Origin of the sequence: Nocardioides potassii (assembly GCF_021648885.1) — a bacterium.
In the GTDB taxonomy this organism is placed as follows: domain Bacteria; phylum Actinomycetota; class Actinomycetes; order Propionibacteriales; family Nocardioidaceae; genus Nocardioides; species Nocardioides potassii.
Genome location: NZ_JAKJHZ010000005.1, coordinates 469,060 through 489,079, shown reverse-complemented (window position 1 = coordinate 489,079; position 20,020 = coordinate 469,060). Strand labels below are relative to the sequence as shown.

The window sequence follows — 20,020 nt, the reverse complement described above, 5'->3', positions numbered from 1 at the left end:
TTCGTCGTTGTCGTCGCTAGGCTCGCATCATGTCGACCGAGCACGCATCCATCACCTCATTTCGAGGCGAGCACGCCCGGCTCGGTGGCACGGGCGACGTGGTCATCCTGCCCGACAGCGCCCACACTGCGGCACTCGCCGCGGCGGCGCTGGGCTGCGAGGTCGGTGCGATCGCCAACAGTCTGCTCTTCGACGCCGAGGGGGAGCCGGTCCTGATCCTGACCTCGGGCGCGCACCGCGTCGACACCGCGGCCGTCGCCCGACGCATCGGCGTGGGTCGGTTGAAGCGCGCCGACCCGGACTTCGTACGGCGCCACACCGGCCAGGTCATCGGCGGCGTCTCCCCCCTCGACCACCCGGCACCGGTCCGCACCTGGATCGACCCGTGGCTGCGGCGGCACCCGGTGGTGTGGGCGGCCGCCGGCCACCCGGCCGCCGTGTTCTCGACGACGTACGACGAGCTCGTCGCCATGACCGGCGCGGCCGAGGTGGACGTCGAGACCGGCGACGCGGACGCCGGCTGATGGACGCGCTGGCGCTGACGTTCTCCAGCGGTTGGGCGAGCGGGATCAACTCCTACCTCGTGGTCCTGGTGCTGGGCATCGCCGACCGGTTCGGGTCGTTCACCGACATCCCCGACGTCCTGGGTCGCTGGGACGTGCTGGCCGTGGCCGGCTTCCTCTACGCGATGGAGTTCATCGCCGACAAGATCCCCTACATCGACTCGACCTGGGACGCGATCTCCACCGCGATCCGGCCGACCGCCGGAGCGGTGATCGGCGTGCTGCTGGCTGGTGACGCGTCGTCGCTCGACCAGGCGGTGCTGGGCGTCGTCGGCGGCGGTACGGCGCTGCTGAGCCACCTCGTCAAGGCGGGCGGGCGGCTGGCGATCAACGCCTCCCCCGAGCCTGCGAGCAACGTCCTGGCGAGCCTGACCGAGGACGCGGCCGTCCTCGGAGTCGTCTGGTTCGCCCTCGAGCACCCGCAGGCTGCCGCGGCGGTCGCCGGAGTCCTGCTCCTGCTCGGGCTGGTCATGCTCTTCTTCGTGGCCCGCCTCGTCCGCCGCGGCTGGCGGCGGTGGAAGAAGCGCGGTCCGCTCCACCAGACGGCAACACCCTAGGGTTCTGGCGTGGCTCGTGTCGTCGTGATCGGTGGTGGCTTCGGCGGCATGGCGGCCGCCGCCCGGCTCGCGAAGCTCGGCCACGACGTCACCCTGGTCGAGCGCGCGGACACCCTCGGTGGCGCGCTCAGCACGGTCGAGCTCGACGGCTTCGCCTGGGACGCCGGGCCGACGAGCACGCTCATGCCGGCGGTGGTCCGCGACCTCTTCCGCAAGTCCGGTCGTCCGCTCGAGCGCGAGGTCGACCTCCAGCCGCTGGACCTCGTCCGCGAGCACCGCTTCGCGGACGGTTCGGCGCTCCGCCTCCCGGGCGGGTCGCGCGCGGCCCAGCTCGCCGCGGTCGACGGGCTCGGGGCCGGGCTGGGTCAGCAGTGGGTCGACCACGTGGCGTCGTACGGCGACACGTGGGAGCTGCTGCGCCGGGAGTGGTTCGAGCGTCCCTTCGACGAGGACGTCGCGCCGCGCGAGCTGATCGCCCTGCTCGGCTCCCGTGAGTCGCTGGCCAAGCGACTGCGACGCACGTTCCGCGACGAGCGGCTACGCCTGGTCGCCGGCCACCGTCTCTTCATGGACGGCCACGACCTGCGCGACGTGCCGGTCCTCGCCGGGGTCGACGTCTACCTCGAGCAACGGTTCGGGGCGTGGACCGTCCCGGGCGGGCTGGCTGCGCTCGGGACGGCCATGGCGGAGCGGCTGGCACTGCGCGGCGTCACCGTGCTCACCCGTACGCCCGCGACAGACCTCGTGACGTCCGACGGGCGCGTGAGCGGCGTCCGCACACCCGGCGGCCGGCTGCCGGCCGACCTCGTCGTCGTCGCGGTCGACCCGCGGCGGCTGCCCGCGCTCGCCCCCCACGTCAGCCGGACGATGCCGGCGATCCCGCCGGTGGTCTGCCACGTCGGCCTCGAGGGTGACGTCCCGGACCTCCCCCACGAGGTCGTGCTCCACGGCGACCCGCTGCTCGTGGTGCGCACCGGCGGACGGGCACCCGGGGGTGGCGCCGCGTGGACGGTGCTCGCCCGTGGCCGGATCGCCGAGGACGTGCTCACCGCGCTCGCGCGGCACGGCATCGACGTACGGTCCCGGGTCGTGGCGCGCGTCGACCGCGGTCCGCGCGACCTGGTCGAGCGCTGGGGTGGCTCCCCTCACGGCATGCTCTGGCAAGGACCGCGCACCGCCCGGACCCGCCTCGGGCCGACGACGCCGATCCGGGGAGTGCTCGCGGCAGGGGCGCACGCCACGACCGGCTCGGGACTGCCGTTCGCCGGGCTCAGCGCCGCCCTGGTCGCCGAGGTGGTCGGTCGCGCCTGAGCCGTCAGTGCACGATCTCCCACACCACCGTGACGGAGACCGTCACGGACGCCTCCCCCGGCTCGAGACCCCCGGCGTCGCGCATCATCGCCATCTTGGGCAGCGGCCCCGGACCTGGTGCCGCGTCGCCCTCGACGATCGTGCGCACGGAGCCGAGACCGGCGCCGGCCATCCGGGCGAGGGCGGCGGCTCGCTCGCGTGCGTCGTGGAAGGCGGCCTCGCGCGCTGCGATCCCGGCACCGTGGTCCTGGGTCACCTCGAGGGCGACGCCGTCGACGACCAAGGCGTCGCCGACCTCGCTCGCGAGCTCGCCGAGCATCGACCCGGCGGCGGCGAGGTCGTCGCAGCCGATCGAGAAGGAGTGGCGGGCCTCGAAGCCGTCGCGCGCGCCGGTCTGGTCGTGCGCCGGCCACACCGACACCCCCGTGGAGGCGAGGCGTCGCTCCTCGGTGTGCCGTCCGGCGACCTCGGTGAGGACGGTCGCGGCGGCGCTCATCGCGTCGTAGGCCTCCGCGACGCTGGCACCGCGACCGACCACGCCGACGCGGGCGACCGCGCTGTCCGGGGCGACCCGGCTCGTGCCGGTCCCGGTGACGGTGACGGTGTGCATGTCCGCGGGCTCTGGAGGCATGGGCCCAACCTAGTGCGACCCCGCGGGAGGGTCAGACGGTGATGCGCAGGTTCGCGAAGATCTCGCGCGTGGCCTTCGAGCGGTTCAGCGTGTAGAAGTGCAGACCGGGCGCACCCGCGTCGAGCAGGTCCTCGCAGAGCTCGGTGGCGATCGCGATGCCCTCGGCGCGCAGCGCGACGGGGTCGTCGGCGTACGGCGTCAGGCGGGCCGTCGTCTCCTCGGGCAGCTGTCGCCCGGAGAACTCGACCATCCGCTCCATCGAGCGCAGGTTCAGGATCGGCATGATGCCCGGGATGATCGGCAGGTCGGCGCCCACCGCCTCGGCACGCTCGACGAGCGCGGCGTAGTCGGAGGCCCGCAGCACCATGTCGGTCACGGCGAACTCGGCCCCGGCGTCCTGCTTGGCCTTCAGCACGCGAGCGTCGGTCTCGAGGTCCACCGCGTCGACGTGACCCTCCGGGAACGCCGCGACGCCGATGCGCATGTCGGCCCGGTCCCGGATCAGCTCCACCAGCTCACTGGCGTAGGTCAGTCCTCCGTCGGTCGGCGTCCACGGGGTGCCGGGCCCGTCCGGCGGGTCGCCACGCAGCGCCATGACGTGGGTGACCCCGGCCTCGTGCAGGTCGTCGAGGATGGCGCTGAGCTCCGCGCGGGTGTGGCCGACACAGGTCAGGTGCGCCACCGGCAGCATCGAGGTGTCACGGGCGATGCGCTCGGTGATCGCGACCGTGCGGTCGCGGGTCGTGCCGCCGGCGCCGTAGGTCACCGAGACGAACGTCGGGCCGTAGGGCTCGAGGTCGGTGATCGCCTGCCACAGCTGCTGCTCGCCGGCCTCGTCCTTCGGCGGGAAGAACTCGAAGGAGAACGACCGCTCGCCCGTCGCGAGGAGCTCGCGCATGCTGCGTCCGGGTGCGTGCGTCATGCGCAACAGCCTACGGACGACCGGGCCGTGGTCCCGCATCGTCCCACCCTTCAGGCCCCCTCTAGGCTCGCTCCCGTGACGACCTGGGACCCCGCACCCTTCCGCGACCAGGTCCAGCAGGTCCTGGATGCGTTCCTCGACGAGCGCGAGGCCGAGCTCGCGCCACTCGGCCCCGACGCCGGCCGGTTGATCGCGGAGGCACGTACGTCGGTGCGCGGGGGCAAGCGGTTCCGCGCGGCCTTCTGCCACTGGGGGCACCGCGCGATCCGGCCGGACCCTGCGGACGAGGCGGCACTCGCCCGGGCCTGCGCGTCGCTCGAGCTCCTGCACGCGAGTGCGCTCGTGCACGACGACCTCATGGACGCCTCCGACACCCGGCGTGGGCGGCCCGCGACGCACCGGGCCTTCGAGGCAGAGCACCGGGCGACCGGTTGGCGCGGCGACCCGGAGCAGTACGGCGCCGCCGCGGCGATCCTGCTCGGCGACCTGCTGCTCGGCTGGGCCGGCGACCTCCTGCGCCACTCGGGCTTCGCCCCCGACGAGGTCGCGCCCGGCCTCGACCTGTTCGAGCGGTGCCGCAGCGAGGTCATCGCCGGGCAGTTCCTCGACGTGTCGGTCCAGGCGCGCGGGCGCGCCGACGTCGACACGGCGATGACGGTGCTGCGCTACAAGTCCGCCAAGTACTCCATCGAGCGGCCGCTGCACGTGGGCGCCGCCCTCGCGGGCGCCGACGACTCCCGGATCGAGCAGCTCAGCCGGTTCGGGCTGCCGCTGGGCGAGGCCTTCCAGCTCCGCGACGACCTCCTCGGCGTCTTCGGCGACCCCGCCGAGACGGGCAAGCCGGCCGGTGACGACCTCGTCGAGGGCAAGCGCACGGTGCTCGTCGCCCTGGCGCTCGACGCCGCCCCGCCGGCCGCGGCCCGACGGCTCGACGAGGCGCTCGGCACCCCGCTGTCCGGGGCCGACGTGGACGAGCTCCGCACCATCATCGACACCTCCGGTGCGCGCGCCCAGGTCGAGGAGGTCATCGGATCGCTCGCCGACCACGCCGTGTCGGCCCTCGACGCCGCCGACGTCGACGAGCACGCGCGCATCGTGCTCACCGAGCTCGCGGCGGCTGCGACCCAGCGGACGGTGTGACGGCTGCACCTCGGTCTCGTGACGGGCGCTGCGCGCCCTCCTCGACCAGCGAGCGGCGGGTCAGTCGAGGCGGATGATCCCCGGCACCACGGGGCCCTCGCCGCGCAGCAGCACCGAGAACGGGACGCCGCGATCGGCGTGGACCCGCGAGCCGAGGACGCTCAGGGCGACGTTGAAGGCCTTCTCGTCGGCCCGGGCGAGCGTCGCCCACCCGTCCCACAGCAGCAGCACGCCGTCGACACCGGCGCCGACGTCGTGCAGGCAGTCGGCGAGGGCGTCGAAGTTCTGGCCATACCAGTCCGGGAAGTCCAGCGTCCGGCCCACCTCGGCGAGGAAGGCGGCCTTCGAGTCCGCGCGCGTCCACCCGTCGACGTAACCGAATCCCCACCCGGCGTGCTCGACGGTGTGACGCACGTCGGCGACGTCGAACGCGCCCGCCCACAGGTGGATGCCCGGGGCCTCTCGCCCCGCCAGGACCGCTGCCAGTCCGCTCATTCGGGGTCCCCGCGGCGTTGTTCGGAGGAGCGAAGCGGAGGAGAAGAACGTCGTGGGGTGAACCTCATCGCGCCCTCCGGATCCTGGAGAACGAGTCGTAGTGGTCGTCGGTCCAGTAGTACTGGTCCTCCTCGCCGGTGACGATCCGGCGTGGCCCGCGCACCCGAGGAGCGGTCTCGACGGTGTACTCGCGGTAGTAGCCGTAGGGCTGGTCCGGCAACAGGTCCTCGCGGTTCTCGAAGACCACCCCGTCGTTGTCGGGGTACTTGAACGGCCCGCCCGCATCGATCCGCGCGAGCACGTCCTGCGCCTCGGCAGGCAGGCTCGACTCCTCGACGTACGGCAACCCGCTGTCGGGATCCGTGCCGGGTGAGCTCGTGGCGGTGGGTTCGTCGGACGAGGACGAGGAGGGGGACGTCGAGCTCGAGGACGGGTCTCGCGCGGTCGTCGCCGAGTCGTCGCCCTGGCCCCCGGTCACCAGCCAGCCGAGGAGCAGCACGGCGGCGACGAGCAGGAGCAACCACTGGTAGCGCTGCCGAGCCGTCGCCGTCCCGGCCATCAGTACTCCAGCACCTGCGCGCGGCGCTTGACCTCGCTGCCGCGGTTCTCGCGGAGCGCGTCGATCGGACGACCGGGCAGGTCGACGTCGGTGAACAGCCACGCGATGCACTCACGGTCGTCGAACCGGTGGTCGTGGAGCATGGTCAGCAGACCGGGCAGGCCCTTGACGACCATGCCGTCCTGGATGAAGGCCGCCGGCACGCGCGGTCCGGCGCCCGGCTCGGACACTGCCTGGGCGAGCTCGTGCTCGCGGATCATCGTGCGGACCTTGCCGGGCGTGACCCCGAGCAGGTCGGCGACCTCGCTCCACTCGAGCCACTCGGGCACGAGGGCGGCCAGGTCACGGTCGGCCAGGGGTTGGTCACTCATGGGCTGAAGCCTAGGAGAGGACGTCCGAGGTGGCGAAGCCGGTTTGTCACCCCGGCGGGTGATCCGTAGCGTGTCGCGGATGCACCCCCTCCGATCCGCGCTCGCGGCCGCACTCGTGGGCCTGCTGGCACTCACCCTGTCCCCGGTCGTCTCCCCCGCGCAGGCCGACCACGTCCACGGCGCACCCGGCCCGATCCACGCCGGGAACACCTTCGGCTGGTACCAGTACGGCGTCTTCCGCCAGGAGTTCGTCGGCCCCAAGCCGGCCTTCTGGAAGCAGAAGGGCCGCGGCATCGTCCGCACCCAGAACGGCATGCTCACGCTGATGAGCACCAAGCGCGGCAGCGTCTCGGCGAAGCTCGACCTCACGGGCCACACCTACGGCCGCTGGGAGATCCGGATGCGCGCCCGCACGATGTCGAAGGTCAAGGGCGGTACGCCGTTCAAGGTCGTCACCGAGCTCGTCCCGGGCGGCACGCGCGACCAGCACTGCGGCGGGCGGGACATCGGCATCGAGAACTTCACCCTCGGCACCAACACCGTGAAGTCCTACGTGCACACCCTCCCCAGCAGCTCCTACCGCGGCTTCCTGGGACGTCACCTGCGCAACGACCGCTGGCACACCTACGCCGTCGAGGTCGCGCCCGACCACGTCTCGTGGTTCGTCGACGCCCACGTCGTCAACACCGAGCGCCGTGACGAGGCGCTCGACCCGCTGCCGCGCCAGCTGAAGTTCGAGCTGCGCGCCAAGGACGGGAAGAGGATGCACCCGGCACGGATGCAGATGGACTGGATGCGCTACTGGTCGATGCGCGCACCCAACGAGAAGTCGATCAAGGCGCCGCAGCTGGAGCTGAGCACCTTCAACGACGCCTGCTGAGCGCGTCACGCGGGTTCCGGAGTGGCGATCCACGCCACGCCGGAGCCCGCGCCTGAGCGTGGCCGCGGGGGCTGTTTCCGTAGAGTGGAGGCGCTGGATCCTTCCCCGTCCGGCAGCTGGAGGTCGACAGTGGAGCCACCCGAGCACGCCCGCGCAGCAGCGCCCGGCGTGTCTGGCGACCCCATGGTCGGCCGCCTGCTGGAGCGCCGCTACCGGATCCTCGCCCGGGTGGCCCGCGGTGGCATGGCCAGTGTCTACGAGGCCACCGACATCCGACTCGACCGCACGGTCGCCGTCAAGGTGATGCACCCGGGGCTCGGCGACGACCAGGAGTTCGCCGAGCGGTTCGTGCGGGAGGCGCGCGCGGCCGCGCGGCTCAACCACCCCCACGTCGTCGGCGTCTACGACCAGGGCGACGACACCTCGGACGGTCAGGACACCGTATTTCTGGTCATGGAGTACGTCCCGGGCCACACGTTGCGCGACGTGGTCCGCAAGGAGGCTCCGATGCCCCCGCGGCGCGCACTCGCGCTCCTGGAGCCCGTCGTGTCCGCGCTGGGCGCGGCGCACCGCGCCGGGCTGATCCACCGCGACGTGAAGCCCGAGAACGTGCTGATCGCCGACGAGGCCCACGGAGGCAGCATCAAGGTCGCCGACTTCGGCCTGGCCAAGGCCGTCAGCGCCGACACCCAGCACACCGCCACCGGTGGCGTGCTCATCGGGACGGTGTCCTACCTCGCGCCCGAGCTCGTGGTCGACGGCCGTGCCGACGCGCGCGCCGACGTCTACGCAGCCGGCGTGGTGCTCTACGAGCTGCTCACCGGCACGAAGCCGCACGAGGGTGAGTCCCCGATCCAGGTCGCCTACCGCCACGTCCACCACGACGTGCCGATGCCCTCGCTCCTCCAGCCGGGCATCCCCGACTACGTCGACGCACTCGTCGCCCGCGCCACCTCGCGCGACCGCGACCAGCGCCCCGCCGACGCCACCGTGCTGCTGCACCAGCTCCACCGTGTCGAGCTGGCCCTGCGGGACGGGCTGGAGTCCGACCCGGAGCTGGCCGCCGACCTGCTCCCCCGCCGCTCGCCCGAGATCGTCGACGCCTCGGAGCCGGGCAACGACACCATGCCGGAGCCGTTCGACGCGAGCGCGCTCGCGCTCCTCACCGAGGTCGACCCGCGCGACTCCGGTCTCGTCGACGACGGCAGTCCCGACCGGACGACGGCCATCGAGCGCCACCCCGTTCCGGCGGGGGCCACGGAGGCTGTCACCACCACCGCCGCCGCGCCGGTCACCCAGCCGATGCGCGCCGCCGTACCGGCTGCTGCGGTGGCGGAGGCACCGACGGAGGCGACGCGTGCGTCCGCCGCGACGGCGCGGCCGGCCACTGGACGTCCTGCCGGCAAGGCCCCCACCAGGATCGCGCCGGTGACGACGACAGCGCGCCGCCGTTCGCGCAAGGGCCCCGTCGCGCTGCTGCTCGCCCTGCTGCTCGTCGCCGGGATCGGGGCAGGCGCGTGGTGGTTCGGCTGGGAGCGGTACACCACGACGCCGGGCGTGCTCGGCCTCGACCAGGCGGCCGCCGCGTCCGAGCTCGAGGCCGCGGGCCTGACGGCGGAGGAGGGCGAGGCGGCCTACAGCGAGAACGTCGAGGCCGGCCTGGTCATCGCCACCGACCCCGAGCCCGGCGGGAAGGTGCTCGACGGCGGCACCGTCACCCTCGTGCTGTCGCTGGGGCCGGAGCGCTACGACGTCCCGGACCTCGGGGGCAAGACGGAGGACGAGGCGCAGGACGCGATCGCGGCCACCAACCTGACCTTCGGCACGAGCAAGGGCCGCTGGAGCGAGACCGTGCCGGAGGGCCAGGTCATCCGCTCCGTGCCCAAGGCCGGCACGACCCTGAAGCCCGGCGCGACCGTCGACCTCGTGCTCAGCCGCGGCCGCAAGCCGTTCGAGGTCAAGGACTGGACGGGCGGGGACTACGACGCCGTCAAGGCGGCCCTCGAGAAGCGCAGGCTCCAGGCCGACGCCGGCGAGGAGTACAGCGACACCGTCCCGACCGGCGACATCATCTCCCAGGACCCGGCCCCCGGGACCGTCCTCTACCGCGGCGACACCGTCTCCTTCGTGGTGTCCCTCGGACCCGAGCTGGTCGAGGTGCCGCAGGTCAAGGCGATGGGCGTCGAGGCGGCCACCGAGCTGCTCGAGGGCCTCGGCTTCGAGGTGCGAACGGAGCAGGCCGACATCTACCTCGGCATCGGCTACGTCTCGAGCTCCGACCCCGGTGCCGGCGACGAGGTGCCCAAGGGCTCGACGATCACGCTCTACGTGGTGTGAGGTCCTAGCCTTCCTCCGTGACACCCGAGCAGAGCCGTCGTACGACCCTGCTCGCCTCGCTCGCGCTGGTCGCCCTGGCGGCGTGCTGGGGGTCGACGTTCTTCCTCATCAAGGACCTGCTCGACCGGGTGCCGACGCTCGACTTCCTGGCCGTCCGGTTCTCGGTCGCGGCCGTCGCGTTGCTGGTCGTCGCACCGCGCGCGATAGGCCGCCTCTCCCCCGTCGTACGGCGGCACGCGGTCGTGCTGGGCCTGCTCTACGGCCTCGCGCAGATCCTCCAGACGACGGGTCTCGCGCACACCCCGGCGAGCGTCAGCGGCTTCGTGACGGGCCTGTACGTCGTGTGCACCCCGCTGCTGGCGGCCGCGATCCTGCGGACGCGGATCCCGCCGGTCACGTGGGTGGCCGTCGTGCTGGCCACGATCGGCCTCGGCGTCCTCGCGCTGCGCGGCTTCAGCGTCGGCTACGGCGAGCTCATCACCTTGGCGTCGGCCGTGCTCTACGCGCTGCACATCGTCGGACTGGGCGCGTGGTCCACGGCCCGCGACGCCGTGGGCATGACCATCCTGCAGGTCGTGGTGATCGCGCTGGTGTGCACGACGGCGACGGCGTACGACGGCATCGTGCTGCCGTCGCGGACTGCTGACTGGCTCTCGCTCCTCTACATGGCCGTCGTCGTCGGTGCGGCCGGCCTGCTCGGGCAGACCTGGGCGCAGGCGCACCTGCCGCCCACCCGGACCGCCATCATCATGAGCATGGAGCCCGTGTTCGCGTCCGTCTTCGCGGTGTGGCTCGGTGGCGAGGACCTCACCCAGCGGCTGCTTCTCGGCGGCTCGATGGTCCTGGTCGCCATGCTCATCGTCGAGCTCGCCCCGCGCCGGGTCGTCGAGGGAGAGGTCCCGCACATCGCGGTCTGAGCCCGCCGGCGCCGTCCTCGCCCCACCCCGACACAGGGCGACGGGCGTGGCGCCTCCCCCTATCGTGGCCACGTGGAGACGTGCGTGCGGTGCGGGGCGGCCCTCGGCGTGGGCCGGTTCTGCCTCAACTGCGGGCACCCGATCGGGGAGCCCGCACCGGCGTCCGCTGCACCCGTCACGATCGCCCCGGCGCCGGAGGCTCCCGCGGCTCCTCCGGACCCGGCTCCCGACACAGCGCCGGTCGTGATGCCCGTGCAGGCCGCGGACCCGACGGCCGTCGCTCCAGCGACCGCGCCCCTCGGCGCGCCCGTCGAGCCTGTTGCCGCTGCCGAGCCCGTTGCCGCTGCCGAGCCCGCGGCTCAGCCGGAGCCTGTCGCGGCGGCGCGCTCGTCGACCTCGACCTGGGACCCGCGCGAGGAGCTGCTGCCCTACGAGGAGGTCGACGAGCTCGACGTCGAGGACCCCGTCCGCGGCCGGGCCTGGATCTTCTGGGTGCTCGGCGCGGTGCTGCTGGTCGGCCTGGTGTTCGTGCTCCTCGAGACCTTCGGCGCCGACGACGATGACGGCACGGCGACGGACCCCGCCACGAGCGCGTCCTCCGCGCCCGGCGGCGAATCGACCGGCGGATCAGGCGAGGGACCTGACGGCGGGTCGAGCGAGCCGGAGGCCGAGGGGCCGAGGGGCGTCGGCAAGCAGGTCGACCTCGCCCGCGGGGCGTCGTTCGAGGTGCCCGGCACGGCCCCGCCGACCACCGACTTCGACGGGAACCTGGTGGCCTACGAGCCCGTGCAGATGCACGACGGCGACTCCAGCACCACGTGGCGCGTCGAGGGCGACGCGACCGGCCAGACGGTCACGATCACGCTGGCCGAGCCCGCCGTCGTCTACCGCGTCGGGCTGGTCAACGGCTACGCCAAGCAGGTCGCCGGCGTCGACTGGTACCCCAACAACCGCCGGATCCTAGCCGTCACGTGGGGCTTCGAGGACGGGACGAGCGTCGAGCAGACGTTCGCCGAGAGGCCCGCGATGGAGCTCTTGAAGGTGCCCCCGGTGGAGACCTCGACCGTCACCATCACGATCACCTCGGTGACACCTCCGGGCACCGGAAACCTCGGCCGCGACTACACGGCGATCAGCGAGGTCGCAATCAGCGGCCGGCGAGCCGGCTGAGCACGACCGCTGCCCGCTCCGCGTCCGCGCGGGTGACGTCGAGGTGCGTCACGAGGCGGACGGCCCGGGGCCCGACCGCGGCGATCCGCACGCCCTCGTCGGCCGCCGCGGCGACGAACGCCGACGCGTCCGGACGGTCCACGACGACGATGTTCGTGTCGACCGACCCCGGGTCGAGGCCCAGTGCCTCACCGAGCAGCTGGGCGTGCGCGTGGTCGTCGGCCAGCCGATCGACGTGGTGGTCGAGGGCGTACGCCCCTGCCGCCGCGAGGACGCCGACCTGCCGCATCCCCCCGCCCATCCGCTTGCGACGCACCCGGGCCTCCTCGATCGCGTCGGCCGAGCCGACCATGAGCGACCCGATGGGTGCGCCCAGTCCCTTCGACAGGCAGACCGCCAGCACGTCGGCGACCCGGCCGTAGTCCTCGAGCGGCGTGCCGGTCGCGACGTGCGCGTTCCACAGCCGCGCGCCGTCGAGGTGCACCGCGGTGCCGGTCGTGTCGGCCCAGGCGCGCAGCTCACGGAGGTCCTCGAGCGGGAGCACGGCGCCACCGGCGAAGTTGTGGGTGTTCTCGACCGAGACGGCCGCCGTGCGCACGAAGAACGGCCCCATGTCGGGGGCGTACATCGACTCGATCGCCGCCAGGTCGACCTGTCCCCGCGCACCGGTCCACGTGCGCATGGTGATGCCGGTGATCGCGCCGTGCGCGCCGAGCTCGGCCCGCGCGATGTGGGCCGAGGAGTCACACAGCACCTCCTCACCGGGTCGTACGACGCTCGCCACGGCGAGCACGTTGGCCATCGACCCGGTCGGCGTGAACAGCGCCGCCTCGTGGCCGAACATCCCCGCCACCCGCTCCTGCAGCGCGGTGACGGTCGGGTCCTCGCCGTAGACGTCGTCCCCGACCTCCGCGCGCGCCATCGCGGCACGCATCCCCTCGGTCGGCCGGGTCAGGGTGTCGGAGCGCAGGTCGATCACGTGCTCATCCCATCACGCGGGTCCCGGTCGTTCCCCGGGCGGTGGTGGAGCCACATTCCAGGCCTCCCGAATGTGGGTGCGCCACCCGCCCGCGGGCGTGTCGAATGACGGCGCGCGGGCCAGCGGTGGTGGAGCCACCTTCCGGGCCCGCCGAATGTGGGTGGACCACCGCCAGCGGGCGTGCCGTGACGGACGGTTCAGGGCGGAGGTACAAGCCGCTCGGAAGCGCCCTCTCGCAAGCTCGCGGCCGCTTCCTCAGGCCTTGCGCAGCATCTCCGCCACGAGGAAGGCGAGCTCGAGGGACTGGACCCGGTTGAGGCGGGGGTCGCAGACGGACTCATAGCGGTGGGCGAGCCCGACCTCGTCGATCTCCTCGCCGCCGCCGACGCACTCGGTGACGTCGTCGCCGGTGAGCTCGACGTGGACGCCGCCGGGCCAGGTGCCGAGGCTGCGGTGGACGTCGAAGAAGCCCTGGACCTCGTCGATCACGTCGTCGAAGCGGCGGGTCTTGTAGCCCGAGGACGCCTCGAAGGTGTTGCCGTGCATCGGGTCGCAGACCCACGCCACGTTGAGGCCCTCGGCGGTGACCTTCTCGACCAGCGCGGGCAGGCCGTCGCGGATCTTGCCTGCGCCGAAGCGGGTGATGAAGGTGAGCCGTCCCGGGGTGTTGTCCGGGTTGAGCCGCGCGGCGTAGGCCAGCGCGTCGTCGGGCGAGGTCGTGGGACCGAGCTTGATGCCGATCGGGTTCTTGATCTTCGACAGCAGCTCGACGTGGGGGCCCTCGAGCTGACGCGTGCGCTCGCCGATCCACACGAAGTGCGCGGAGACGTTGTAGGGCTGGTCGGTGCGCGAGTCGATGCGCGTCAGCGCCTGCTCGTACTCCAGCAGCAGGGCCTCGTGGCTGGAGTGGAAGTCAACGCGGTGGAACTCGTCGGGATCGGCGCCGATCGCCTTCATGAACGTCAGCGCCCGCTCGATCTCGTCGGCCATCGCCTCGTAGCGCTGGCCGAACGGCGAGTTCTGCACGAAGTCGGTGTTCCAGGTGTGCACCTGGCGCAGGTCGGCGTAGCCGCCGGTGACGAACGCGCGGACCAGGTTGAGGGTCGCGGCCGAGGAGTTGTAGACGTCGACGAGGCGCTGCGGGTCGGGCACGCGCGCCTCGGGGGTGAAGTCGTAGCCGTTGACCGCGTCGCCGCGGTAGGCGGGAAGGGTCACTGGCCCGTCGGGGGTGGCGCGGGTCTCCTCGTCGGAGCTGCGCGGCTTGGCGTACTGGCCCGCGAGGCGGCCGAGCTTCACGACCGGCACCGAGGCGGCGTAGGTCAGCACGACCGCCATCTGGAGCAGCACCCGCAGCTTGTTGCGGACGTTGTCGGCGGTCACGCCGGCGAAGGTCTCGGCGCAGTCGCCGCCCTGAAGCAGGAACGCCTCACCGCGGGTCACCGCGGCGATCTTCTCGGTCAGGTCGTCGCACTCACCCGCGAAGACCAGCGGCGGGACCGTCCGCAGGCGGGCGACGGCGGCGTCGACGGCCCGGGAGTCCGGGTACGTCGGCTGCTGCTGGGGTCCGAGCGCGTGCAGCTGCTCGAGGGTGGGGATGGCAGTCACCCCCCAAGGGTACGGCGGCAGCGCGCGCTCCCCCGAACCGTGACCGTCCGGTGGGCGCGGGGCGCCGACCGCGATCAGCGTCGCGGCTTCAGCACCCCGGCCGCGGCGTCGACCTTGACCCCGCCCGACCGGGTCCGGTGCGCCTCCAGCGTGCCTGTCACGAGCGACGGGTCCGGGTAGCTGATGTGGCCGGGCGCACCCTGCCGCGAGGTGGTCCACAGCCGGTCCTCGAAGCCGATCTCGCCGCGGAACTGGTGGTTCTCCAGGACCAGCTCGTCGGCCGTGGCCTGCCCGACGACGTACGACGCCTCGCCGCGGTAGAACAGCGAGCCGTGGGACACCTGAAGGATGCCGTCGACCTGGTGGACGGTCTGGTCGTGGACCTCGCCGCTGAGGTAGACGTCGACGCCACCGTCGACCATCGCCTTCCAGAGCGCCGAGCGGTCGCCCTTCTCGTAGGTGAGGTGGCTGGAGTTGCGGGCGCGGACGTCACCGGTCATCGGCACGTGGCCCTGCACCATCACCCACGGCACCTCGTCCCTTCGGGCCTTGCGCAGCACCCGCTCCAGCCACCGCAGCTGGGCGGGGTCGACCGACATGTGCACGTCTCCCCCGCGGCGCTCGAAGACGTCGAGCGTCACCAGCAGCACGTCGGCGTCGAGGCGCACGGCGTACGCGGTGCGCCGTGCCGGTCCCTTCGACGGGTGCTTCGAGAACCGCGAGCGGCCGCTGGCCGTGGTCAGCATCTCGTCGGCGAAGATCTGCTTGAACTGCGGGACGTGGCTGCGCTTGAACGCGATCCACGGGTCGCGCCGCGCCTTCCACGGGTCGTCCCCGATCTCGTGGTCGCCGACGGCCGGGAAGGTGCGGAGGCCGTGGTCGGCGAAGCGCTGGCGGTACGCCGGGTAGTAGACGGCAGCAGCCCGGCGCCAGGCCCGCATGCGCTGCTTCTCGGTGCGCACGGGCCCGAAGACGCCGCTGCCCGAGTCGTCGCGTCCCCAGCGGCCCTCGACGAGGTCGCCGGCGACCAGGACGTCGCGGGTGCCGTACGACGCCATCTCGTCCAGCACGTGCCGGAGGCCCGCGTCGTACTCCTTGTTGGTGGAGTTTGCGACGGCTCCCGTGCGCGGGTCGACGTACTCCTCGCGGCCGTCGGCGGTCAGGTCGGCGACGTCCTGGTTGAGGAAGTCGGGGGCCGAGACGAAGTGGTAGGCGTCGCGGAGCTCGGGGGCGGCGGGCACGGCCGGGCGGTCACGGGGGCCGCCCTTCGGCAGGCGTCCCTCCGGCCCGCCGTCGGGGGTCGGCGTGGTCGTCGCGGAGTGCTCCCCGGTGGGAGTGGCGCTCGCCGACGGTGACGGCGGTGCCACCGAGGTGCACCCGAGGGCGGACGCCACGAGGACGGCCGCCGCGAGTCCGAGAGGTCGACGAGTCACTCGGCCAACCGTAGACGGCGGACCCGCCACAGCGGGCCGGAACCCGCCGTCCCGGTCGGGCTACTCGAGGCGGTCGATGTCGCGGAAGCCGGTCTTCTTCGCGCGCACACCCCGGTTGGTGGCCCACGTGATCGCCCACAGCACGACCCCGACGGCCAGCAGGCCCCCGGCGATCTTGTACTGGATCATGTCGGCCTCGAGCCGCGCCCAGGGTCCGAGCAGGTAGGCGCAGCAGACCGCGCCGACCACCGGCAGGAACGACGGCGCCCGGAAGGCGCCCTCCGGGGTCGGGTCGCGCCGCAGGATCAGGCAGGCGACGTTGACGATCGTGAACACCGCAAGGAGCAGCAGTGCGGTCGTGCCGGACAAGGCGGCCACCACGGAGTTCTCGGCGTCGACAGTGACGACAGTGATCAGCGCCAGCGCGAGCAGGGTCGTGAAGAGGATCGCGGTCCACGGCGAGCGACGCCCCGGCAGGACCTTGCCGAGCGAGCGCGGGAGCACGTCCTGCTGCGCCATGCCGTAGATCAGGCGACTGGCCATCAGCATGTTGATCAGCGCGGTGTTGGCGACGGCGAAGACCGTCAGGAACGGGAACAGCTTGTCGATCGGCAGGTCCGGCGCACCCGTCTTCACGACGTCGAGGAGGATCCCGGCCTCGGCGTTGGTGGGCTCGGCGATCTGGCCGGGCGGGATGACCGCGACCACCGAGATCGCGACGAGCATGTAGATGACCACCGCGATGCCCAGGCCGGTGAGCATGGTGCGGGGGAAGATCTTGAGGGGGTCCTTGGTCTCCTCGACCATGTTGACCGAGTCCTCGAAGCCGACCATCGAGAAGAAGGCGATCGCGGTGGCGATCGTGACGGCCATGAACAGGCCCTTGTCGTCGGGGTTCTCGAAGACCGTGATCCGGCCGAGGTCGCCGTCACCCTTGCCGATCACCCAGATGCCGATGCCGATCACGATGGCCAGGGCGCTCATCTCGACCAGCGTGAGCACCACGTTGAACTTCACGCTCTCGCCGACGCCGCGCAGGTTGATCGCTGCCAGCACGAGCATGAACGCCAAGGCGGTGATGAGCGTGGCGCTGCTGCTCGGGTCGTCGTTGCCGAAGCCGATGAGCAGGTTGGCCGCCAGCAGGTTCGACGAGGTGGACGCGCTCGTGATGCCGGAGCAGACCACGGTGAAGGCGACGAGGAACGTGACGAAGTGGATGCCGAACGCCTTGTGCGTGTAGAGCGCGGCACCGGCGGCCTGCGGGTACTTGGTGACCAGCTCGAGGTAGGAGAACGCGGTCACCGTCGCGACCGCGAAGGCCACGAGGAACGGCAGCCAGGCGATCCCGCCCACCTGGCCGGCCAGCTTGCCGGTGACGGCGTACACGCCGGCGCCGAGGATGTCGCCGACGATGAAGAGCAGCAGCAGCTTGGGTCCGAGGACGCGCTTGAGGTCCGCGTCCTCCGGTCCGTTCACGTCGGGCTGGGTGGCTTCGGTCGTGCTCATCGGACTCCCCTCGTCGGGCCGTGCGCCGCACGGCTTCCTCCACAATGTCTTCGTGCGACGGGGCTGGCAACCACCGCCTCACCCCTACAACGTCGCCGTCGACGAGGGGTCACTGTCCGCCCGTCGGGCGGACTTCCGGCCTTAGATCGTTCCAACTACCCTGCTGCCCATGCCGACCCGCGTTGCGCTCCTCACGGCCGGTGGCTACGCCCCGTGCCTGTCCTCCGCCGTAGGTGCCCTCATCGAGACCTACGACGCCACCGACCCGTCCATCGAGCTGATCGCCTACAAGCACGGCTACCACGGCCTGCTCACCGGCAACAGCGTGGTGATCGGCCCCGACGAGCGCGCGGGCGCGTCGCTGCTGCACCGCTACGGCGGCAGCCCGATCGGCAACAGCCGCGTCAAGCTCACCAACGACGACGACTGCCGCCGCCGCGGCCTGATCGGCGAGGGCGAGACGGCCCTGGAGGTCGCGGCCGCACGCCTGCAGGCCGACGGCGTCGACGTGCTGCACACCATCGGCGGCGACGACACGAACACCGCGGCGGCCGACCTGGCGGCGTACCTCCGCACGCAGGGGTCGGAGCTCACCGTCGTCGGTCTGCCGAAGACCATCGACAACGACATCGTGCCGATCCGGCAGAGCCTCGGTGCCCAGACCGCCGCCCAGCAGGCCTCACGGTTCGCGCAGAACGTGCTCGCCGAGCACGGCTCCAACCCGCGGATGCTGATCGTGCACGAGGTGATGGGGCGCGCCAGCGGCTGGCTCACCGCAGCAGCGGCTCGCGACTACATGGCCTGGCACGCCGAGCAGGAGTGGCTGCCGGGCATCGGGCTCGACGGCCGCAAGTGGGCCGTCCACGCCGTCTACGTGCCCGAGCGGGCGATCGACCTCGCCGCCGAGGCGAAGCGGCTCCGTGCCGTGATGGACGAGATCGGCTGCGTCAACATCTTCCTCGCCGAGGGCGCCGGCATCGACGACATCGTCGCCGACCTCGAGGCGGCCGGCGAGACCGTCGGGCGCGACCCCTTCGGCCACGTCAAGATCGACACGATCAACCCGGGCCGCTACTTCGCCGACCGGTTCTCCCGCGAGATCGGCGCGGAGAAGCAGATGGTGCAGAAGTCGGGCTACTTCTCGCGCTCCGCCCCCGCCAACGACACCGACCTCGCGCTGATCCGCGAGATGGCGACGCTCGCGGTGTCGTCCGCGATGGAGGGCACGCCCGGGGTGATCGGCCACGACGAGGACCGCGGCGACGAGCTGCGCGCCATCGAGTTCGAGCGCATCGCCGGGCACAAGCCGTTCGACCCTGACCAGGAGTGGTTCGCCGAGCTCCAGCGCTGGACCGGCCAGGCCTGACGCGGATCAGTCGGTCGCGGTGGCCGGCTCCGCGCGATCGGTGACGCGCAGCGCGGCCGCGGGCAGGACACGCGGCAGCGTCTGGAGGTACGCCGCCGTGGCGAGGGCGACGACGGTGAGCACCCACCACAGCGTGGTCTGTCCGTGGGCGAGCAGCCAGGTGAACCCGAGCGGCGTCACGGCAGCCCCGATCCCCCAGCTCAGCTGGAACAGTCCGAGGTAGCGACCGCGCAGGTGGTCGGGCGCTGCCTCCGCGGCGGTCGCGCTGAAGACCGGGCCGCCGACGAGCTCGCCGCCGGTGTAGATGGCCGCTCCCGCGAGCATCACCACCACGGCGACCCCCACGGGCAGGAAGCCGGCGACGACGAACAGCAGGTAGCCGGCGGCGAAGACCAGCTGGGCCAGGCCCATCATCCGGCCGCGCACCTGCCCCGTCATCCGGCGTACGACGAGTCCCTGTCCGAGGCCGACAAGAGCCGTGTTGAGGGTGAAGATGGCGCCCACGACCCAGCCCGGCAGGTCGATGGTCTCGGCGACGTAGACCGGGAGCGCGAAGTTGAGCACCATCATCCCGACGACGAAGCCGAACTGCCCCGCCACCAGTCGCAGGTAGGCACGGTCGCGCAGCACGACGCCCCACCCCTCGACCGGGGCGTCCTCGTCGTGGGCCACCCGGTGGTCCGGGACGTCGAGCAGCAGGACGAAGGCCAGCACGAAGGTGGCGGCGTTGACGACGACCACCGACAGGTAGGCCGTGTCGGTGCCGACCTGGAGGGCGATCCCGGCCAGCACCCCACCGACGGAGAAGCCGAGGTTGCGCACCGCCTGCAGGAAGCCGAACCACACCTCCCGCTCCCCCGGCGCGGAGATCGCCGTGACGACGTTGCCGAAGGACCCCCAGAACGACTGACGGCCGAGGTTGAGCAGCGCCGTCCACAGCGCCACCGCCAGGAGCGAGTCGGCCCAGATGTAGGCCGCCATGCCCGCGGCCTGGACGAGGTTGCCCGCCAGCATCATCCGGCGCGGGCCGAACCGGTCGACCATCGAGCCGATGACGAAGGACGCGGGCAGGCTCAGCAGCGCCGAGATCGAGAGCGCGGAGCCGATCTGCACCAGCGACAGGTCCGTCATCGCCAGGAAGTAGAGCAGCGTGATCGGCATGAACAGCCCGCTGCCGACGGTGTCGGCGACGATCGCCGCGACGAAGCGTCGGTGCTCCCCGACGCTGGGGAACCCGAGACGTGTGAGCACCGGGCCACCCTAGGTGGCCGGTCCGAC

At 72.4% G+C, this 20,020-nt stretch carries 19 protein-coding genes; 9 read left to right on the top strand and 10 right to left on the bottom strand.

Annotated elements, in window-relative coordinates; all coding sequences use genetic code 11:
- The first annotated feature begins 29 nt into the window (after positions 1-29).
- From L2K70_RS06840 to L2K70_RS06830, 3 genes are read left to right on the top strand one after another with little or no spacing between them, the layout of a single operon-like run.
- Positions 30-524 carry a YbaK/EbsC family protein gene (locus tag L2K70_RS06840; protein ID WP_236400662.1) on the top strand — a complete coding sequence of 165 codons (495 nt, stop codon included), beginning with the start codon at positions 30-32 and terminating at the stop codon, positions 522-524.
- Entirely contained in the window at positions 524-1,120 is a 597-nt protein-coding gene (locus L2K70_RS06835) for a DUF4126 domain-containing protein (protein ID WP_236400661.1), read from the top strand. The genes L2K70_RS06840 and L2K70_RS06835 overlap by 1 nt, the downstream gene beginning before the upstream one ends.
- 9 nt (positions 1,121-1,129) lie before the next feature.
- Entirely contained in the window at positions 1,130-2,431 is a 1,302-nt protein-coding gene (locus L2K70_RS06830; RefSeq protein ID WP_236400658.1) for a phytoene desaturase family protein, read from the top strand.
- Between the two features lie 4 nt (positions 2,432-2,435).
- Here the strand turns inward: L2K70_RS06830 and L2K70_RS06825 are convergent, their stop codons facing one another.
- Positions 2,436-3,062 (bottom strand): SIMPL domain-containing protein, encoded by a 627-nt coding sequence (locus tag L2K70_RS06825; protein WP_236400656.1) that lies wholly within the window; start codon positions 3,060-3,062, stop codon positions 2,436-2,438.
- Positions 3,063-3,093: 31 nt separating this feature from the next.
- Positions 3,094-3,984 carry a methylenetetrahydrofolate reductase [NAD(P)H] gene (metF, locus tag L2K70_RS06820; protein WP_236400654.1) on the bottom strand — a complete coding sequence of 297 codons (891 nt, stop codon included), beginning with the start codon at positions 3,982-3,984 and terminating at the stop codon, positions 3,094-3,096.
- A 75-nt stretch (positions 3,985-4,059) separates the two neighbouring features.
- Between metF and L2K70_RS06815 the strand changes: the two genes are divergently transcribed.
- The gene (locus L2K70_RS06815; protein WP_236400652.1) at positions 4,060-5,124 is read left to right on the top strand and encodes a polyprenyl synthetase family protein; all 1,065 of its coding nucleotides are present in this window, start codon (positions 4,060-4,062) and stop codon (positions 5,122-5,124) included.
- A gap of 60 nt (positions 5,125-5,184) precedes the next feature.
- Here L2K70_RS06815 and L2K70_RS06810 read toward each other — a convergent pair whose 3' ends face one another.
- The 3 genes from L2K70_RS06810 to L2K70_RS06800 all read right to left on the bottom strand — a co-directional run bounded on the left by L2K70_RS06810 (position 5,185) and on the right by L2K70_RS06800 (position 6,549).
- Entirely contained in the window at positions 5,185-5,619 is a 435-nt protein-coding gene (locus tag L2K70_RS06810; protein WP_236400650.1) for a barstar family protein, read from the bottom strand.
- 64 nt (positions 5,620-5,683) lie between these two features.
- On the bottom strand, positions 5,684-6,178 hold the full coding sequence (locus L2K70_RS06805; protein WP_236400649.1) for a guanyl-specific ribonuclease: 495 nt from the start codon (positions 6,176-6,178) through the stop codon (positions 5,684-5,686).
- The gene (locus tag L2K70_RS06800; RefSeq protein ID WP_236400647.1) at positions 6,178-6,549 is read right to left on the bottom strand and encodes an Rv2175c family DNA-binding protein; all 372 of its coding nucleotides are present in this window, start codon (positions 6,547-6,549) and stop codon (positions 6,178-6,180) included. Before L2K70_RS06800 ends, L2K70_RS06805 begins: the two co-directional genes overlap by 1 nt.
- A 79-nt stretch (positions 6,550-6,628) precedes the next feature.
- Here L2K70_RS06800 and L2K70_RS06795 point away from each other — a divergent pair, with 79 nt between their 5' ends.
- From L2K70_RS06795 to L2K70_RS06780, 4 genes are all read left to right on the top strand, one after another.
- Positions 6,629-7,429, top strand: a complete 801-nt coding sequence (locus L2K70_RS06795) for a glycoside hydrolase family 16 protein (RefSeq protein ID WP_236400644.1) — start codon at positions 6,629-6,631, stop codon at positions 7,427-7,429.
- A gap of 168 nt (positions 7,430-7,597) precedes the next feature.
- Positions 7,598-9,766, top strand: coding sequence for a Stk1 family PASTA domain-containing Ser/Thr kinase (locus L2K70_RS06790; protein WP_236400642.1), 2,169 nt, complete (start codon positions 7,598-7,600; stop codon positions 9,764-9,766).
- A 17-nt stretch (positions 9,767-9,783) separates the two neighbouring features.
- Positions 9,784-10,683, top strand: a complete 900-nt coding sequence (locus tag L2K70_RS06785; RefSeq protein ID WP_236400641.1) for a DMT family transporter — start codon at positions 9,784-9,786, stop codon at positions 10,681-10,683.
- Positions 10,684-10,755: 72 nt separating this feature from the next.
- Complete coding sequence (locus L2K70_RS06780) at positions 10,756-11,853, top strand: NADase-type glycan-binding domain-containing protein (RefSeq protein ID WP_236400639.1); 1,098 nt, start codon at positions 10,756-10,758, stop codon at positions 11,851-11,853.
- On the opposite strand, the gene L2K70_RS06775 is transcribed toward L2K70_RS06780, so the two are convergent.
- The 4 genes from L2K70_RS06775 to L2K70_RS06760 form a co-directional block, all read right to left on the bottom strand.
- Entirely contained in the window at positions 11,831-12,832 is a 1,002-nt protein-coding gene (locus L2K70_RS06775) for a threonine aldolase family protein (RefSeq protein ID WP_236400637.1), read from the bottom strand. The genes L2K70_RS06780 and L2K70_RS06775 overlap by 23 nt on opposite strands.
- A gap of 255 nt (positions 12,833-13,087) precedes the next feature.
- Complete coding sequence (locus tag L2K70_RS06770; RefSeq protein WP_236400635.1) at positions 13,088-14,437, bottom strand: class II 3-deoxy-7-phosphoheptulonate synthase; 1,350 nt, start codon at positions 14,435-14,437, stop codon at positions 13,088-13,090.
- Positions 14,438-14,511: 74 nt separating this feature from the next.
- Entirely contained in the window at positions 14,512-15,870 is a 1,359-nt protein-coding gene (locus tag L2K70_RS06765; protein WP_236400633.1) for a metallophosphoesterase family protein, read from the bottom strand.
- Positions 15,871-15,930: 60 nt separating this feature from the next.
- Positions 15,931-17,376 (bottom strand): APC family permease, encoded by a 1,446-nt coding sequence (locus L2K70_RS06760; RefSeq protein ID WP_236400632.1) that lies wholly within the window; start codon positions 17,374-17,376, stop codon positions 15,931-15,933.
- Positions 17,377-17,545: 169 nt separating this feature from the next.
- Between L2K70_RS06760 and L2K70_RS06755 the strand changes: the two genes are divergently transcribed.
- Complete coding sequence (locus L2K70_RS06755; protein ID WP_236400630.1) at positions 17,546-18,742, top strand: pyrophosphate--fructose-6-phosphate 1-phosphotransferase; 1,197 nt, start codon at positions 17,546-17,548, stop codon at positions 18,740-18,742.
- A gap of 6 nt (positions 18,743-18,748) precedes the next feature.
- Here L2K70_RS06755 and L2K70_RS06750 read toward each other — a convergent pair whose 3' ends face one another.
- On the bottom strand, positions 18,749-19,993 hold the full coding sequence (locus L2K70_RS06750; RefSeq protein ID WP_236400628.1) for an MFS transporter: 1,245 nt from the start codon (positions 19,991-19,993) through the stop codon (positions 18,749-18,751).
- Positions 19,994-20,020: the final 27 nt, after the last annotated feature.